Below are 17,273 nucleotides of genomic sequence, written 5' to 3'. Positions count from 1 at the left end.
GCAGAGGCAAGCCATGAGCGAATTTGATGTGATCTCACCGATTGATGGCAGTGTCTACGCCACTCGCCATCATGCCAGTCAGCATGAGATCAATGATGCGCTGGCGCGGGCAGAGTTGGCACAGGTTGGTTGGCAGCGCACACCGCTGGCTCAGCGACAATCATTATGTGCCGCCATGGTGGACGCCTTTGAGGCCAATGCTGATGAGATTGCCCATCAAATATGCTGGCAAATGGGTCGCCCGATGCGGTATGCCAAAGGCGAGGTCAGTGGATTGGCCGAGCGTGCCCGCTATATGATTGAAGCGGCTCCGGGTGCTCTGCAAAATATCACCGTTAAGGATAAGCCTGGCTTCACCCGCTACATCAAGCGCGAGCCGCTGGGGTTGGTATTGGTGATTGCGCCCTGGAACTACCCCTACCTTACGGCGATCAACAGCATTATTCCTGCCTTGTTGGCAGGGAACGTGGTGATTCTGAAACATTCCGCGCAGACACCATTATGTGCCGAGCAATTGCACAGTGCGTTTGTCAGCGCCGGGTTTCCAGCCGGGGTGTTCCAATTTCTGCATTTATCCCATGCCGATACAGAAACCATGATTGCACATCCTGCGGTCAATCAGATCGCCTTTACCGGCTCTGTCAGCGGTGGTGCAATGGTGGAGCGGGTTGCAGCGGGTCACTTCAAGCAGGTGGGCCTGGAGTTGGGAGGTAAAGATCCGGCCTATGTGCGCGCCGACGCGGACATTCCCTATGCGGTGGCAACATTGGTCGATGGTGCGTTTTTCAACTCAGGTCAAAGTTGTTGTGGTATTGAGCGGATCTATGTGCATCAAGCAGTGCACGATGAATTTGTTGAGCAGGCAGTGGCATTGGTCAATCAATATGTCCTGGGGCGTTCCGATGAACCGGACACCACGTTAGGCCCGATGGTGAAAACCAGTGCAGCCGATTTTGTCAGGCAGCAGATTCAAGAAGCCATCAGCCAAGGTGCCCGTGGGTGTATTGATGAATCCCGGTTTGCAATGAGTCAGGCAGGCACACCCTATTTGGCGCCACAGCTGCTTACCCATGTAAACCACAGTATGCGCGTGATGACAGAAGAATCATTTGGCCCTGTAGTCGGTGTGCAAAAGGTGGCGAATGATGAGGAGGCCGTGCGCCTGATGAATGATTCTGATTTTGGGTTGACTGCAGCCGTATTCACTGCCGATGAAAGTGCAGGCATTGCCATCGGCGAGCAGGTGCAGACAGGAACCTTTTTTATTAATCGTTGTGATTATTTGGATCCAGCATTGGCATGGACAGGCGTTAAACAGTCAGGGCGAGGTTGCACCTTGTCGGTGGTAGGGTTTGAAAGCGTAACGCGGCCAAAGTCTTTTCATCTAAAGCGAGTATGAATTCGATGCAGTCCTTTCATGTGAATTGGAATTATCCCACTTCGGTGCTGGTTGGCGATGGCCGTTGGCGCGAGGTTGTGCAGTGCTGCCAGCAACTGGGCGTTACGGCCCCGTTGTTGGTGACCGACCCTGGTCTTGCTGCATTGCCAATGACAAAGCAGATAACGGAGCACTGCGTTGAGCAGGGGTTACAGCTTGCCGTGTTTTCTCAGGTGAAAGGCAATCCAACTTCCGCCAACGTTGATGCTGGTGTCAGCGTGTTTCATCAGGGCCATCATGATGGTGTGATTGCGTTGGGAGGGGGCTCGGCTTTGGATGCAGGCAAGGCTATCGCCCTAATGGTGGGTCAGAGCCAGCCCATATGGGCATTTGAAGATGTGGGTGATAATTGGCTACGGGTAAATGTAGATGGCATGGTGCCGGTGGTTGCTATACCTACCACGGCTGGAACCGGCTCGGAAGTCGGGCGATCTTCAGTGATTACTGACGCGGCCAATAAGGTGAAGAAAATCATTTTTCATCCTGACATGCTGCCTGCCAAGGTGATCCTGGATCCCTCTTTAAGCACGGGGTTGCCTGCGCCTCTGACCGCCGCTACCGGAATGGATGCGTTATCCCATAGCTTGGAGGCCTACTGCTCTAATTTTTATCATCCTATGGCAGAAGGTATCGCCCTTGAGGGTATTCGTTTGGTAAAAGAATTTTTACCACGAGCGGTTGCAGATGGCCATGATCTGGAGGCGCGTACGAATATGCTGGTGGCGTCTGCCATGGGGGCAACGGCGTTTCAGCGGGGGCTGGGTGCCATGCATGCCATTGCTCACAGTTTGGGGGCTTTGTACGATGCTCATCACGGCATGTTGAACGCTATACTGATGCCCTACGTACTGAAAGCCAATCAATCGGTAATTGAACATCGTCTAGAGCGCTTGGCTCGCTATCTGGATCTATCGCAACCGAGCTTTGATGGCTTCCTAAACTGGGTGTTGCAACTGCGCCTTGAGGTAGGTATACCCCATAGCCTGAATGCGCTGAATATCGATGACAGTCAGGCACGGAAAGTTGGCGAGATGTCTGTGGCGGATGCCGCAGCCGGAGGGAATCCTATTGCCTTCAGTGCGGAGCAATACCGTGACCTGTTTACTCGCGCAGTTTCTGGAAGCCTATGATCTGTTAGTAGTTCCATTGGCATCCAAGTCTCAACTCTCTGCCCCGATTCGGCGTTCCCTGCTGTGGGGCTGAGGAGGATGCCGGTGTAGAGTAAGTCACGTCCGCCAGATTACGTATTTCAATATAGGGTGATAGCCCATTTGGCATTGATCGCATCGCTTTTATATTTGCTAGCCAGTAGCTGTCGTAAGGCTTAACTTCATCATCGTATCGAGTTTCGCGTTGATCAGCATAGTGCGACGATAGGTTCAGATTCCAATCAAATATCTTGTAATCCACGATTATTGAAAACAAACGGTTTGCTTCTTTGCGATCAATGTCGGGCTGATTAAACACGATCGCAGCGTTTGCCCGAATTGCCAGTGAAGCGTTGGCCTTCCATAGCAGCTCGAGTTCTGCGCCATCGCTTGACGTATTTTCTGCATTCACAACCTTGCGTATGTTGTCCTCTACTATTTGAATGATAGGATCTTGGAATGTGTTGTGGAACAGGCTGACTGCCAAGGTGGAGAACTGCCAGTGATTGAGCCAGATCGCCTCTAAGGTGTCAACCGTTTCTGACTTGAGATCTTCGTTGCCTTCTATGATGCCGTTATTTGCAGTCAGTAATTCTGTATATTTCGGTGCGCGGAACGCCCTGCCGTACAGTAGTTTGAAGGTGTTGTTTTCATTTTGGTGGTAGACGAGCCCCAGTCGGGGGCTGACTTGCTCGTCTGATAGAGAGTACGAGTCGTAACGTATTCCTGTGGTAAGTTGCAGTTGATCTGAGAATGTTTCCTGCCATTGCAAAAGGGCACCATAGTTGCGCTCTTTTTCAAAGCGCGACACTGCGTCGATGCGATAGTCCATATTATCAAAGTAGGCTATGGGCAAGGTGAAGCTTGCGAGCGCACCCAGATCATAATTGCTGGCGGTAAATGCTTTCATCACATCGGTGTTCTGATACTCAAGCCCCACCTGAATGCTACGCTGTTCGTCCAGTGTCCAATTGTTAAAAAGCCGTGCCCAGGTTTCCTGGGTGTCTATTGTGGGGTGAATTAACAGTGGCGCATCGCTGGTGGGCGTGCTTATGGTGCCTATTTCTATTGGGGTGATGGCTCTGCTGGTTGCTTCGTATTCGTTGCGCACATAGCCCAGTTGCAATGTGGTCTCCACTTGGTCTAGAAACGTGGCTTTATGTTCCAGCATGATATTGTAGTAATGGGTTTCCCATTGGTTGTACTGATCGTCTACGGTCCCCAAAAGATAAAATCCATCCACTTCGCGTTCGTTTGCCAATACCTGCACGCGGGTGCGTTCTGCGAGTGTTAGGCTCAGATTTGCGTCCAGTGTTGAGTATTGGTCGCGAGTGTTTCTCTGCCCGTCACCAAATTGATCCATAACCGAAAACGCTTGCCCGTTATCCTTTTGGGCTTCCAAAAACAGCGAGCCTTTGAGTGTGCTGCTGCTAAAGGTGTTAATGGAGCCGAGCCTGTAGTGATCATCTGTACCTGCTTCGCCGTAGCTGCGGTTTTCGTTCTGTACAGTGATGATGTTGATTACGCCGCTATAGGCATTTGATCCATGAAGCGATGAAGTCGGGCCACGGATAATTTCTACTCGGTCGATGTTGGCCAGTGGTATGGCTGGATAGGGTATGGTGATGCCGCCAGAGAATGGATTGTCTATGCGTGCACCATTCACCAGAATCAGTAGCTCTGATGTGCTGCTTCCAGAGCGCTTGCTGCGAAGTGAAAAAGGTTGGTGATTGCTCATGTCTGTGGTGCGGTAGGCTTGCCCGCCCGGAACATAATTCATCAATTCATCCAGCGTGCTGATCGGCATGGTGGCGATGTCCGCTCGGCTGAACAGGGTGATGGCTGCGGGTGCTTGAAGCGAGTTAGAGTCGGTCAGGGTCGCGCCGGTGACGCTGATCTGTAACAGTTCCTCCAGATCCAGCTCAAAGAGATTGCTCGCCTGGCTTGGCTCTGCAACGGTGAGAGCATAAGCGAATAAGCAGGCAAGTGGTATGGCGCGGGGTTTCACCCTGTTCTCTCCCTGAACGGTGGTGGTAATACAAGGCTTCAGTATAGGTTGTTTAGTCTTGATTGGCGAACGCCAGGGCTCGGGCGGTAACCTTGTCCAAGAATTCCTGAATTGTCGTGGGGGTGAGCTGGGTGTCATCAAGGATGGGTAAGTCGGGGATGGCGTGTAACAGGGTTTCAACAAACAGGCCATGGCCGTTTGTGCGTAGAACAACGGATTGGTCTTCATTGTGAATTGGCGTGGTGTGGAATCCACAGCTGGGTGAGCGGCTTTGCAGAATATAGCCGCTCAGATGAGGATAGGTGGTGGCGATGATCCTACCCATGGTCTTTAGCCGTTCTGTTACATCCCGTTCAGGATCATCTCGGCCCACGGCTTTGATCTGCCCGTTTACTTCAATCAGGTTAACCGGTCTGCGGGGGATTCCCATTCCAGCCATGCTCTCCGGGCACAGAGGTAGCAGGGTCACATAAGGGGATACATGGGCTTGTATGCCGGTTTGCAGTCGGTGCTGGCCATCGTAACGCACTCGCATTCCCAGCAGGCAGCTGCTGATGCCGACCAAGGGCAAGGTTTGTTGTGGCGTCGGTAACGCTGTGTCAGTTGATGTTGGTTCGGGGCTGTCCATAGCCCATTGTAGAAAGACTTAGCCAGCCAGGGCAACAGTGGCGTAACGCGGTGGGGTATTTTGCTGTGTTGTACCTTGCAGGGGCACGCTGCGAGGATCATTTCTGGTATCGACGTAGGTCAGCCAGTGCTGGATAAGGTGGCGATCATCCACTTCCCAGGGGTGAAAGTCGGGTCGAAAATATTGCAGCCAGTCATTTATCAGCATGGGCACAATGCCTGGTTTGTTGTCTTTATAAATGCCCAGATAGAAGCTCAGCAGGTGTCGCCATGTTTCTGGCTTGGTAAGCAGGCCCTCTACCTGCAACATATAAAGTTGGCGTGAAACCACCGCGCTGCTTAACCATAAGTTCAACACGGCAAATCCGAATAGACGTCGCCCGTAATGTCCATCCACGTGCTGGAATACATCAAAGCAGACTGATTTATGCTCGATTTCTTCTACGGTATGCCAGATCAGCATGGCGGCGATCTCGTCGTAATCATCTATCCAGCGTTCTGCATCACTTAAGAAGGCGTGAGATAAGATAGAGGTCAGATGCTCGGCACCTGTGGTATAGCTGAACTGCAGTGCCGGGCTGGACTTAGACAGAATCCAGTCGTTGATCCGCTGGTACGCTCTATCCAGTGATTCGAGGCGTGGATAGGTGTCTGCGAGGAGCTGGTTGAATTTGCGATGCTCAAAAGCATGGTGACCTTCTTGCCCACAAAAATGACGAGCGTCTTTTTGTAATCGATCATCACGAATCATGCTGCGATAGTTGCGCATGGTTTTAAGAAAAAAATCTTCGCCCATAGGCAGAATGCAGGACACTGCGTTTAAAAAACTGGTTTTTATGGGGTCGCCCTTGGCCCAGTTATTACGATAGCCTGATTCCAGAGTGAACCCCATTTGGCGAGGGCGAATGTTGATGCCCACAGGCGTGCGGCTGCCCTGATCCGGATGGCGCAGGGCATGCCAGTGGCGCTTCAGTGCGTTGCTGACCCTCATGGTGCTAATCTGCAGCCATGAACGGCAGATCGCGGCGGCCCACCCAGTCCACCACGCCGGGCAACCAGCGCTTGGCCAAATACATCGCCCAGGCTTCCGGTGATATAGGCCGCACCGCTAAATTGTGTTCTATCGCGTCGATGATACCCAGGGCAACTTTGTCTGCGGTGTAGTTGCGCTTTTTGTAGAACTCCACCACCTTGTTCTTGACGGTGTCGTTGTTGCCAACGCTGCCTTCGAATAAGGTGTTGGCAACAATGGCGGTGTTGATGACGCCGGGGCACACCGCAGAAACACCAATACCATGATCATACAAGTCGGCTCGCAGGGCTTCGCTGAAGCCCAGTACGGCGTATTTGGACATGGCATAAACGGGCATATCTTTGGCTGCAATGAAGGCGGCGGCGCTGGCCACATTAACGATATGGCCTCCGCCCTGGCTGATCATATTGGGAGCAAACACATGGCAACCCAGCATTACGCCTTTCACATTCACATCCAGAACTTTGTTCCAGGTCTTTAAGGTGGTATCCACAAAACGCCCGGCCACACCGATACCGGCATTGTTAATCAGGATATCCAGGGCGGGGTGCTGTTCGTGTACGGCCTTGGCCAGTTTTTTCATGTCGGTACTGGAGCTGACATTGCCCACAAAGGTTTGGCACTGGGCTCCCAGCGCCTTTACCTGCTCGGCGGTTTGTTCCAGTCCGGTTGCGTTGATATCGGTAAGCCACAGCTGCGCTCCGCGGCGAGCCAGCTCCAATGCGGTAGCCTGGCCGATGCCAGAGCCAGCACCGGTGATCAGTGCTACTTTGTTTTTAAAGCCATCTTTACCTTTGAAATGGGTCATGCTGCGCGTTCCTGTTGAGTGATGATGGATTGCACATAGGTATCCACCAGTTGCGCAAGTTGCTGAGGGTGAGAGCGTGGCGCCCAATGATTGGAATCCAGTGTGCGTCGTGTCAGGTTGGGGGCGTAACGCTCGATATCATCGAAGATATAGGGGCGGATAAATGGATCGTTCTGCAGCAGAATCAGTTGAATCGGTACAGTAATACTGCCTGCATCGGGCACTTCAGGCGGAGCAAAGGCGTTTTGTCGATACAGCTCAATGGTGTTGACCGACACGCTTTTGATTTCTGCCGCACTGTGTTCCAGGTACTCGTCGTTCTCCGGCACGCCTCCTTGTTTCATGGTCAGCGGCCAGATCCAGGTGCCCAATTGACTGAACAAGGTTTCCGGTAATTTGGGAATGTGAAACGCAAAGATATACCAGGAATGGGAGAGCTGGCCGATGGCTTTACGAATAGCAGACGGGCGACCGGAACGCAGCTGCTGGTTGATCCATTGCCATAACAGGCCCACGTGAGGGCCGGACAGGCTCGTGTAACTGGCAAGGCGCTCTGAAAATTTCCGGTTAGCCACGAACGACCAGCACAGGGAGCTACCCCAGTCGTGGCCGATCAGGTGCACGGGTTTGCCAGGTACAACGTGGTCGATGACGGCGGCGAAGTCAGGAATTACCCGATTGATCTTATAGGCATCGCGACCTTCTGGCCGTGTGCTGCTTCCGGCACCTCTCAAATCCAGCGCCAGTATGTGGTAGCGGTCTTCCAGTTGTTCAATAACGGCAGACCAGACTTTGTGATCATCTGGAAAACCATGCACGAACAGCAAGGTTGGGTTATCCCGGTGACCCCATTCGCTCACCCAGATGGCGGCTTCACCGGCTGGAACGAAGTACTGCTTCATGGGTTTCCCTCTGTAGTCTTGTTATGATTTTAGTAACTAATCAAGACTAGCGCCGTTCAATCCGTTCGCGCCTGTGCCCGATTGACAATCATCAGTCATTATCGGACAGTATTCGCCATGTCTACCGCCTATATTCCAGCCCGCTATTTTCGAATTCTATTAAGCCTGTTAAGTGAGCGGGGGCTGGATCTGTGCCAGCCGCTTGTTGTGGCGGGCTTGCCCAAAGAATTTGCAGTGTCTCAGCAGGACGATTTTCTTACCCTGTCGCAGGTGGAGGCGCTGGTGAATTGGGCAGTGAACGCCACGGGGGATCGTTCGTTAGGCATGTTGCTGGGGCAGCGATTGAACCTGTCAGCCCATGGTGTGACCGGTTATGCAGGGTTGTGTGCCAGCACTTTGGGGGAGGCTTTACGGGTGGCTCAACGCTTTCAGCCGCTGGTCATGCCGCTTACGGATCTGTGGGTGGAGGAGCACCCTGATTACAGTCATCTGCGCATTGTGCCGACACAGTCGATGCAGGAACCCACCCGCCAATTCATTCTGGATGCTACGGTATCTTCTATTTATATACAGGGGCGCTTTCTCTATCCAGAGCCGTGGCAGGAGGTGAGCGCCCACTTGCCTTATGACATAACCCGTTACGATGTAGACTCTTTAAGCGCTTTCCGGGATGTAAGTATTCACTATGGTGGTGGGGAGCTGCTTCTGACGATTCCGACCAAACTGTTGAGTTACCCCTTGGCCCTGGCCAATGAGCAAGCGTTTCAACATGCCATTCGCCAGTGCGAGGCGCTGATGACGGCGATTCCTCGCCCTGGAGGGATGCCTGAGGAGCTGCGGCAATCGCTGCTGCAGGCTGGCCCGCCCTTGCCCTCACTGGAGCAGTTAGCGCAACAGCGTCATGTGTCTGAGCGCACTTTACGGCGACATCTGTTGCAGGAAGGTGTGCGTTGGCGGGATTTAGTGACTGAGGTAAAAATGTCGTTGGCGAAACAGTATTTAGTGTCCGGAAATGACAGTATTACCTCAATAGCCTTGCGTCTGGGCTATCAGGATAGCGCCAATTTTGCCCGTGCTTTTCGCCAGCATTGCGGCATGAGCCCCAGCCAGTGGCGGCAGTAGCCATGACCCGAAACGGGGCATGGATAGATCTATAAGGTTGATTTTTAACCAGTTTTCCGGCTCCGGGATATAAAAAGCACCTTATCCATAGCCAAAGGTTTGATCTTAATACCTTTTAGAAATATTGGTCATAGATTCCTGATTTTATAGAAAAATTTAAGATGGATATTTTCATAAATAAGTTAGCAAAGTTCTCTAGGTGGACTATAAATATCTTTACCTCTTGGGGTTAGTCGATTTTGAGGACAGAGACATGAGCTATAACAACCATACCGATACAGACAACAGTAACGATGATTCCAGCAACGTCATTACCTTTGATGATGGCCGTGATCGTTCCCTGAGCTCCCGCGAAACAGAGCGCCGCAGGCTGGAAGAGGACATGAAGCAGTTTTTAAGTGGTGGTGGTGAGATTAAGCAGATCGAAAAAGATTTGCGAACCGACCCCCCTCGCAAGCCCGAATCCAATTATGGCAGCCGCCCCATCTAACGACGGCAAGGTTTCAGCCTTAACACTCTTGTTGATTGCAGTATTTGAGATTGAATTGCCCCGGAAGATTCCGGGGCTTTTTTTGCCTGCAGTTTAATTGCACCTGTTTGGTAAGTTATATTCAGTTGCCGACGGTGAGTACCACTTTGACACCGTCACTCAGTGACGCGCTATCGATATAGCCGATCAGATTCTGATTGGCCAGGATCAGCTCAATCACCTCTTCATCATCGTCTACCTCATTGGGTGGAGCGTTCTTACCGGTAAATATCAACCGTGACCAATAAGCGTTGAGTTGGCCAATTGATTTGCCGGTGACACTTTCATGGAAGGCCGCCTTGATGGGTTCATCCTTGGGGCGCTCCAGAGGAATCAGCCGAGTGCCGTCCGGTAAGGCAAAGGCTTTGCCAAGAAACACGTTACCGGCCAGGGTTTTATCAATGCTGTTGGTTGGCAGGTTGCTGTTGGCGATCAAAACCACTTCAGCGTTAGCGACAGTGGAGAGAATCATGCTGATAAGACCAGCGGAAATAAATGATTTAATCATGACGAATCCCTCCCTAGAAAATCGCATTTACGTTGATGGTGTAGACGTCGGTTCCTTCCTTGAGCCCACTGAAGTTTGGATTGGACCCTCCGATGTTGTAGAGGTGATCATACTGAAATTTGATGTTCACCTGAGTGGAAGCCTCAAAGACTAGCCCAAATGTTGAGTTGTCCAGTTTTGCAGGGGGTAAGACCGCACCGCCCAATAGCTTGCCGTCAGCTAAAGAAAGGCTGTAGGAGTAACTTCCATAGGGCGTCCAGCGGCCCCATTTATAACCTACAGTGGCTTGAGCTGATTCGGCGGTTCGAACTAAAACCATTTCAGTGTCAGAACGGCTCCCTTCGACCAGTGCAAACAGGTTTTCACCGGTATAGCTTACGGCGATGGAGTAATAGCCAACACGATCCGCTTCTTCATTCAGGCCGAATGCGCCACCGAAGTCGAGATCGGCATCTGCATTCATGCCAAACAGGCGAATGCCAAAGCCCATATAATTTGCCTGATAGCTGCCACCCCACATGTCTTCTAAGCTAATGGAAAGTCCATTGGGTAGGGTTCCTTTGGTAGCGCCGACTAGCAAACTCGCTTCATGTGTGACATCGCCAGTGGCAAAACGGTAGTTGGCATCGAACCCTTCATAGTTTGAAATCGAAGTAACGTAATAAGGCATCGGTGGCCGTGCCCAGGGATAGACAAAGCCTACATCCAGAGATTCTGAATAGTAATAGAAGGGTAATCTCAGGCGGCCAGCACGGAATGCAAGTTGCTCGTTGTACTTATATTTAATGAATGCCCATTCGGTTTTGGTATCCCATTCATTAAATGCACGCCCCATAAGCTGAATAGTGGCAGACCAGTTTTCATCCATTCGGTAGTCAAGCTGAACCGCTGCTTTGGTGTCAGTACTGTAGTTGAATTCCTCGGTAAATTCTCGATCGGATGTGCTGAAGGTTGAGTCTGACTTGGTGACTCCGGCGGTGCCAAAACCACTGACACGAAGCTGCTGTTTGCTCTCTTTGAAGTCATCTTTCAGTGAATCAATTTTGCGTTTATTCTTTTTGTCGGATTTCTCCACCTTCGCTTCCAAGTCGCTGATGCGTTGCTTCAGGTCGTCTATTTCGTTTGCGTAGGTTGGGAGCGACAGGGCGGTGAGCAGGCACGGAAGGCCTAATCTAATCATTCCTTTATTCATATCCAGTATCCCTTTATTTTTGTGCGCATAATTGAGACTAGACAAGCACCGTTAAAGAGCAAATGTTGCTCAGGGCTAACTGATTGAATTAACTGAATATGATAAACAAGCAGAACGCTCCCCAAAGGAGCCTAAACTATAGATATTTCAATAGGATAAAAAAGAAAGGTAAGGTTGTTGGTAATGGGGAGGCTATGTGCGTACTGTGGGGGTGTACTTTATATTCTAAAATATTCTAAGTAGCCGTTGCTATGTTTGCTACCGCTGCGGTTAATTGATGTAGCGAATGAATTTCAGCCGTGGGGCTGCACAGGCCGGGATCCTGTCGACCATTTTCATTAAACCATATTGTGTTAAATCCAAGCTTGCTTGCTGCTTCTATATCCTCCTTTGGGTGATCGCCGATGTGTATGGTCTCATTGGCGGTAACCTTTCCAAATGACAGTGCTCGCTCAAACATGGCTTGGTGGGGTTTGGGTTTGCCCTCGGTTTCAGAAGAAAAGTGCGCCTGAAAATACCCATCTATTCCGATCATGCTGAGGTTGGCATTGCCATTGGTAAGAGCGATCAACGGATACTGTTTGCTGAGGGCCTGCAGGATGTCTTCGGCCTGATGGAACAGCGTGATTTTGTTGCGCCCTCGGTAGAACACCTCGAATGCTTTTTCGCTCATTTCAGTGGCGTGGTCATGGGAAAGGCTGACTTGAGTGAATACCTGATACAACAATTTTTTACGGAAATTGGTGGGGTGGTGAGCCACTTCCGGGTGTTGGTTCAAGATATGCCTGTAGGTTTGCTTGAGTTGATCCATTTCCAGCTGGGCAACGGCTTCTGGCACATGCTCTGCCACCCATAGGCGCATGGCTTTTTCGGCCTCAATAATGACCGGGTCGATATCCCAGAGGGTGTTGTCTAAATCAAAGGTTATTAATTTGATCATGGGGTTGTGTCCGGCACGCAGGCGGTGAGTTAAATTCAACGTCCGGAGGAGGGTACTGCATTCCTGACACCGCTGCAAAAAATTGGTGCCAGGAACGCTCTATTACTGCTGCCACATTGAGATTTGGGTTGTGTTTTCGGTGTTGGGGTCACACCAACGCTGGGCGCTGATTAATTGTGATTGGTTCAGGTATGTCGCGCCATATAGATTACAGACCCCTGCTGTATAGGTGTCGGGGGCAAGGCAGGGATAGGATTCGCCATGCCAGCCATCACACCACTTCATGTTGCCTTTCTCAATATAGGGCTCCGCTCGGCCATTGAGTATCAACTTTCCTTGAGGAGAATAAGTGCGGTGATAATAGCGAATGTCGTAGATGCCAGGAAAGTTGCCAGACCCCAGCAAGCTACCATCAAACTCGGCAAAGGAAATATTCAGCCCAAGGATCTGCTCACCGGTACGATATTGGCTTATGCCGATGCTGTCATCAGTCGTAACATCAAGCATTGCAATGGTGCCCAGTGTGGGGATAGTAAAGCAATTAATCAGTTGTAAAGTATAATCGTGGCGACAGAATTCCATGTCTGCGTAGGCATGCGCCGGATAGGTATAGAAATAGCGTTCACCATTCAGAAACTCTCGATTTGAGAAACTCGAATGGTCAGGTAGCTCGTTGCCATCGATATCAATGAAAACATAAGTGGGGCTCTGCCCTCTGTTGCTGAAATAACCATAGGCGCGATCATTAAAGCCTGCTTTCATGATGAAAAGTTGACTCAGGTTTATCTCAGTAGTGGTATTTAAGTCTGCATCAAGAAACTGAATAAAACTTCGCAAGCCCGAACTTTCTGTATAGTCGGCACGGTAAGTGCCTCTGGTGATGTAGCCCGTCGTGTTGCCCATTCTGATGAAGCTGATGCTTGCAACCTGTTCTGGTAACGCTGTGTAGGTGAATGAGCCTGACTCGTGCAGATGCCCTAACAATTGCGTTTCTCGGTATTCATCTCGGTATATTGCGGCGGCGTGAAACACCAGATCACCATCATCCTGAACGAATGTTGATTTAATGTTTAAGCTTTGCAGTGAGGAAGTAAACTCCGCGGGAAAGGCTGGCCGCGTGGTGGAAGATTCCAGGTCGATGTACATACTGGCTGTAGCGATAGGCGATGCACTTTTCAGAAAAAGAGTGCGTTCCGAAAGTGCGATAGGCTTTAGTGTACTGCCTACTCCGGGAACCTCGAATGTTCTCGTGACGTTGCCACTTAAATCAATCTGTTCAAGATGGTTGGGGTGGTCAGAGGCGGTACTTTGTAGAACATACACCGATTGATGATCTATAGAGGGGGTCATTGTAATGGTGGTGTGATGGTCATAATGCCTTTCCCAGGCGGGGGTAAGCGCAGCGGCTCCGCACGCTAATGCGATTGTAGCTAAGCCGGAATAGATCAATCCTCGTTTTATTATTTTATTCATGTCCGTATTCCCTTGCTGAGCATTTCGAACATTATTGTCTGGTGGCAATCGTCTACCCACAATGACCGTACAATCCTCTTTGTTGTCTTTGAATGCCAACCTGATTCGCGGCGAAATTGGCGGGGTGAAGTGGCCGTTGTCATGGGTGGGATGGAAAATATCGATAATGATAGGAGGGCGCCCTTCTGTTTGGCCTTATTTCACAAGCGCTGCGTCGCGCAACCCAGTTCAATGGTCATGATGGGATTAGTGGTTAAAAAATTATCAATCTATAAAAACAAGAAAGGAAATTTGCCATGAGAAAGATATGTGTGGTGCTGCTTTTAAGTTTCTCTGGGTCAACGTTTGCGGCAAGTGCTGGTGGGCCAGGCACACTATTTGGAGACTTGTGGCAAAGCTTTTTGCAGGTAGTGCTGAGCATTCCTGCGGTAGCAGAGCGAATCGATGTGGGAGCCAATGATTCGCCGTTTTACATACCTCAGGCGAAATCACATGGCGTAACGACGCTGCGCGATCGCAGCATCGATATCACACTTCAGGCCACCCATAAGCTGGCAGAAGGAGAGCTGGATCAGCCACTTCAGTTCGACATTCTTCACGGGCCACTGCATGGGACACTAGAGGGCGCAGCACCTAATCTGACCTACACGCCGCAATCAGGTTACACCGGTTTTGATGAAATCCGCTTTCGGGTGAGTGATGGTGTGGATGGTGAAACCGAAGCCACTATCGATATCAAGGTGGAGGGGTCGTATACCTTGTTTGAAAGTGGTCAGGTGCGTCCGTTGGCATTGAACTCTGATGCTACACGTTTGTATGCGCTGAACACGCCGGATGGCAAGCTGGAAATATACGATGTGTCACAGCAGCAACCTCAGCATGTACACAGTGTGCCGGTAGGGTTGGAACCTGTTGCTATCGCCTTGCGCAACGATAATGAGGCCTGGGTGGTCAATACCTTGTCAGATAATGTGGCCATCGTGAATGTGGCTGCTGCGGAGCCTTACGTGACACGGGTGCTTCAGGTGGGTGATGAGCCCCAGGATATAGTGTTTGCAGGCCCTGAAAAACAACGAGCGTTTATCGCAAGCGCCCATCGCGGACAAAATTCCCCAGTGGACTTTGCACCGCTCACGCCCGGTATCGGGCGGGCGGATGTGTGGGTATTTGATGCTACAAGTTCATCGGATGAGCCTCTTAATATAGTTACTCTGTTTGGTATGCCGCCGCGGGGGTTGGCGGTCAGCCCGGATGGTGCTCGGGTTTATGCGGGTATCTACAAATCCGGTAATCAATCCAGCATTGCTACACATAATTATCGTTTGTTTGGCAAGCTGAGTACCGCATACGGAAAGCCAGGGCCCAAAGAGGATGCTAACGGTGTCAGAGCCCCCAATACAGGGGTTATTGCCCGTTACGATGGGCGTAGATGGCGTGATTACTACGGCACAGACTGGAGCCGGTTTATTCATTTTGATTTGCCGGATTACGATGTTTTTGAAATTGATGCCATGGCGGCGCAACCTGCGGTGACGCAACAGTATGCCCATGTGGGGAACGCTCTTTTTAATATTGCAGTTAATCCAAAAAGCGGAGCACTTTATGTGAGCAACCTTGAAGCGCGTAATGAGTTGCGGTTTGAGGGGCGTGGTGAGCGAAGTGATGTGCAGACCTTGCGCGGGCGGTTTATTGAAAACAGAATAACGGTCATCAAAGAAGGGGAGGTGCTGCCTCGGGAGTTGAACACTCATCTTTCGGATGCCAATCCAGATGGCAGCCCTGACGAAAACGCTCGTAGCTTGGCGCTGCCTTTGCAAATGCAGATTGATAGCGGCGGAAACACGCTTTATGTGGCAGCCTTTGGCTCTGCCAAAGTAGGAATGTTCGATGTGGCTGCATTGGAAGAGAACCGCTTCACGCCGGATCAAAATGCGCACATTGAGGTTAGCGGAGGCGGACCCAGTGGGCTGGTGCTGGATGAAGCCAATAATCGATTGTTTGTGCTCACCCGCTTTGACAACGGCATTTCGGTTATTGATACAACAAGTCATGCCGAAGTCAGTCATGTAACCATGTATAACCCGGAGCCTGACTTTATCGTTGAAGGGCGGCCATTTTTATACGACGCCCGTTTCAGTTCCGGCCGTGGAGATTCAGCTTGTGGTAGCTGTCATTTGTTCGGGGATATGGATGGTATTGCCTGGAACCTGGGTAACCCCGATGGAGTCTGGACCTATAACCCCCGTGATTACGTGAATTTCTTTGCACGTATGAACGCAATACGTGTACATCATCCTCTTAAGGGGCCTATGTTGACACAATCTTTGCGTGGCATGGAGTTTCAAGGGCCGCAACATTGGCGAGGTGATCGAACTGGCAGCCAGCGCTTTAACGGTGAATCTTTAGAGCGAGCGGCATTTAAAGAATTTCGGGGCGCGTTTCCTGAGTTGTTAGGCCGGGCCAGTGAACCCACTGAAGAGCAAATGAACGCCTTTGCTGATTTTGTATTGCAGTTGCGTTACCCGCCCAGCCCGATTCGCAACCTTGATGACTCGCTCACGGCAGAGCAACAGCTGGGTGAGGATACTTTCTTCAATGTGAAAACTACTGGCTTTCCTGCCCCGCAGACAGGCAATGTAGCCATGGTTACCTGTAATGAATGCCATGAGATCAACCCATCAATTGAGCGGTTTGGTACGGGTACGTTGATGAGTTTCGAGGGTACAGAAACGTCGCAGGATATGAAGGTTGCTCATCTGCGTAATGTGTACACCCGCGTGGGCATGTTTGGTCAACATTTCCGATACACTACCCCAACCAGTCGCTTTATGGGGGATCAGGTAACCGGGTATGGTTTTTCTCACGATGGAGCAGCCGATACATTGAGATCATTCCTATCCCTGAATGTATTTCATGTGCCCGACGATCGTTTGGATGCCACCATCAATTATGTGATGGCTGTTCCCACCGGCCTGGCACCCATAGTGGGCCAACAGCAAACGCTTAACACAGATGTGGAGCAAAGTGCACACGAGCGTGTTGATATGATGATAGAGCAGGCCCTTGCCCATCTTGATGGCAACAGTCAGCAAAAGCCCAAGTGTGATCTGGTGGTGCATGGCATGGTTGCAGGTAGCACAAAAGCCTGGCTGATGGCGGAGGATGGTTTGTTCTATGAAGGCAATATGTTGTCTGCGCCGATCAGTGATCTTCAATTGCGTTCAATCGCTGCACAGGAGGGTAACAACTTGACTTACCTGTGTGCGCCGCCGGGCAATGGTCGACGGTTGGCGCTGGATCGGGATGAGGACGGTATATTGAATGATCATGATGGCGTGCTTTTGGGTAAAGCCGACACCCATGTGCAGCCTGCAGACCCCAACGCTGCGCCTGAAATAGATGAACTGATTGATGCCGAAACCGGCGGTTATCAGCGTGAGGAATCACAGCTGCGCCGAGGAAACTTTCCAAGCTTCAGAGATTTTTGGGCATTTTAGTGAAGAGCAGAAGGGCCACAACGGTGGCCCTTCTTTCTGGTTAGCAGG

The 17,273-nt window shown here is 50.9% G+C and carries 14 protein-coding genes; 5 read left to right on the top strand and 9 right to left on the bottom strand.

Annotation, left to right across the window (positions count from 1 at the left end; genetic code table 11):
• The first annotated feature begins 13 nt into the window (after positions 1 to 13).
• Positions 14 to 1,399, top strand: coding sequence for an aldehyde dehydrogenase family protein (locus Kalk_RS09325; protein ID WP_101893983.1), 1,386 nt, complete (start codon positions 14 to 16; stop codon positions 1,397 to 1,399).
• On the top strand, positions 1,396 to 2,568 hold the full coding sequence (locus Kalk_RS09320) for an iron-containing alcohol dehydrogenase (RefSeq protein WP_199768041.1): 1,173 nt from the start codon (positions 1,396 to 1,398) through the stop codon (positions 2,566 to 2,568). The genes Kalk_RS09325 and Kalk_RS09320 overlap by 4 nt, the downstream gene beginning before the upstream one ends.
• Positions 2,569 to 2,572: 4 nt before the next feature.
• Here the strand turns inward: Kalk_RS09320 and Kalk_RS09315 are convergent, their stop codons facing one another.
• From Kalk_RS09315 to Kalk_RS09295, 5 genes are read right to left on the bottom strand one after another with little or no spacing between them, the layout of a single operon-like run.
• The gene (locus tag Kalk_RS09315; protein ID WP_158643403.1) at positions 2,573 to 4,594 is read right to left on the bottom strand and encodes a TonB-dependent receptor plug domain-containing protein; all 2,022 of its coding nucleotides are present in this window, start codon (positions 4,592 to 4,594) and stop codon (positions 2,573 to 2,575) included.
• Between the two features lie 52 nt (positions 4,595 to 4,646).
• Positions 4,647 to 5,222, bottom strand: coding sequence for a DUF523 domain-containing protein (locus Kalk_RS09310; RefSeq protein WP_101893980.1), 576 nt, complete (start codon positions 5,220 to 5,222; stop codon positions 4,647 to 4,649).
• Between the two features lie 18 nt (positions 5,223 to 5,240).
• Entirely contained in the window at positions 5,241 to 6,212 is a 972-nt protein-coding gene (locus Kalk_RS09305; RefSeq protein WP_101893978.1) for a metal-dependent hydrolase, read from the bottom strand.
• A gap of 4 nt (positions 6,213 to 6,216) precedes the next feature.
• Positions 6,217 to 7,062: an SDR family NAD(P)-dependent oxidoreductase gene (locus tag Kalk_RS09300; RefSeq protein ID WP_101893976.1), complete on the bottom strand. Its 846-nt coding sequence runs from the start codon at positions 7,060 to 7,062 to the stop codon at positions 6,217 to 6,219.
• Positions 7,059 to 7,964, bottom strand: coding sequence for an alpha/beta fold hydrolase (locus Kalk_RS09295; RefSeq protein ID WP_101893974.1), 906 nt, complete (start codon positions 7,962 to 7,964; stop codon positions 7,059 to 7,061). The genes Kalk_RS09300 and Kalk_RS09295 overlap by 4 nt, the downstream gene beginning before the upstream one ends.
• Before the next feature lie 117 nt (positions 7,965 to 8,081).
• On the opposite strand from Kalk_RS09295, the gene Kalk_RS09290 reads away from it, so the two are divergent.
• The gene (locus Kalk_RS09290) at positions 8,082 to 9,086 is read left to right on the top strand and encodes a helix-turn-helix domain-containing protein (RefSeq protein ID WP_101893973.1); all 1,005 of its coding nucleotides are present in this window, start codon (positions 8,082 to 8,084) and stop codon (positions 9,084 to 9,086) included.
• Between the two features lie 253 nt (positions 9,087 to 9,339).
• Positions 9,340 to 9,576: a hypothetical protein gene (locus Kalk_RS09285; protein WP_101893972.1), complete on the top strand. Its 237-nt coding sequence runs from the start codon at positions 9,340 to 9,342 to the stop codon at positions 9,574 to 9,576.
• 121 nt (positions 9,577 to 9,697) lie between these two features.
• Here Kalk_RS09285 and Kalk_RS09280 read toward each other — a convergent pair whose 3' ends face one another.
• From Kalk_RS09280 to Kalk_RS09265, 4 genes are all read right to left on the bottom strand, one after another.
• Positions 9,698 to 10,123: a phosphate ABC transporter substrate-binding protein gene (locus tag Kalk_RS09280; protein ID WP_101893971.1), complete on the bottom strand. Its 426-nt coding sequence runs from the start codon at positions 10,121 to 10,123 to the stop codon at positions 9,698 to 9,700.
• Between the two features lie 13 nt (positions 10,124 to 10,136).
• On the bottom strand, positions 10,137 to 11,315 hold the full coding sequence (locus Kalk_RS09275; protein WP_101893970.1) for a hypothetical protein: 1,179 nt from the start codon (positions 11,313 to 11,315) through the stop codon (positions 10,137 to 10,139).
• Between the two features lie 235 nt (positions 11,316 to 11,550).
• Complete coding sequence (locus Kalk_RS09270; protein WP_101893969.1) at positions 11,551 to 12,255, bottom strand: HAD family hydrolase; 705 nt, start codon at positions 12,253 to 12,255, stop codon at positions 11,551 to 11,553.
• A 102-nt stretch (positions 12,256 to 12,357) separates the two neighbouring features.
• Positions 12,358 to 13,728, bottom strand: coding sequence for a hypothetical protein (locus Kalk_RS09265; protein ID WP_101893968.1), 1,371 nt, complete (start codon positions 13,726 to 13,728; stop codon positions 12,358 to 12,360).
• A gap of 296 nt (positions 13,729 to 14,024) precedes the next feature.
• On the opposite strand from Kalk_RS09265, the gene Kalk_RS09260 reads away from it, so the two are divergent.
• Positions 14,025 to 17,225, top strand: coding sequence for an Ig-like domain-containing protein (locus Kalk_RS09260; protein ID WP_158643402.1), 3,201 nt, complete (start codon positions 14,025 to 14,027; stop codon positions 17,223 to 17,225).
• Positions 17,226 to 17,273: the final 48 nt, after the last annotated feature.

The organism is Ketobacter alkanivorans (assembly GCF_002863865.1).
Classification (GTDB): Bacteria; Pseudomonadota; Gammaproteobacteria; order Pseudomonadales; family Ketobacteraceae; genus Ketobacter; species Ketobacter alkanivorans.
This window is presented reverse-complemented; position numbering and strand designations above follow the sequence as displayed.

Bases quoted from the DNA above. Each gene is read 5' to 3' on its own strand.
- Kalk_RS09325 (WP_101893983.1), top strand. From the start codon at position 14: ATGAGCGAATTTGATGTGATCTCACCGATTGATGGCAGTGTCTACGCC.
- Kalk_RS09320 (WP_199768041.1), top strand. From the start codon at position 1,396: ATGAATTCGATGCAGTCCTTTCATGTGAATTGGAATTATCCCACTTCG.
- Kalk_RS09310 (WP_101893980.1), bottom strand. From the start codon at position 5,222: ATGGACAGCCCCGAACCAACATCAACTGACACAGCGTTACCGACGCCA.
- Kalk_RS09305 (WP_101893978.1), bottom strand. From the start codon at position 6,212: ATGAGGGTCAGCAACGCACTGAAGCGCCACTGGCATGCCCTGCGCCAT.
- Kalk_RS09300 (WP_101893976.1), bottom strand. From the start codon at position 7,062: ATGACCCATTTCAAAGGTAAAGATGGCTTTAAAAACAAAGTAGCACTG.
- Kalk_RS09295 (WP_101893974.1), bottom strand. From the start codon at position 7,964: ATGAAGCAGTACTTCGTTCCAGCCGGTGAAGCCGCCATCTGGGTGAGC.
- Kalk_RS09290 (WP_101893973.1), top strand. From the start codon at position 8,082: ATGTCTACCGCCTATATTCCAGCCCGCTATTTTCGAATTCTATTAAGC.
- Kalk_RS09285 (WP_101893972.1), top strand. From the start codon at position 9,340: ATGAGCTATAACAACCATACCGATACAGACAACAGTAACGATGATTCC.
- Kalk_RS09280 (WP_101893971.1), bottom strand. From the start codon at position 10,123: ATGATTAAATCATTTATTTCCGCTGGTCTTATCAGCATGATTCTCTCC.
- Kalk_RS09275 (WP_101893970.1), bottom strand. From the start codon at position 11,315: ATGAATAAAGGAATGATTAGATTAGGCCTTCCGTGCCTGCTCACCGCC.
- Kalk_RS09270 (WP_101893969.1), bottom strand. From the start codon at position 12,255: ATGATCAAATTAATAACCTTTGATTTAGACAACACCCTCTGGGATATC.
- Kalk_RS09265 (WP_101893968.1), bottom strand. From the start codon at position 13,728: ATGAATAAAATAATAAAACGAGGATTGATCTATTCCGGCTTAGCTACA.
- Kalk_RS09260 (WP_158643402.1), top strand. From the start codon at position 14,025: ATGAGAAAGATATGTGTGGTGCTGCTTTTAAGTTTCTCTGGGTCAACG.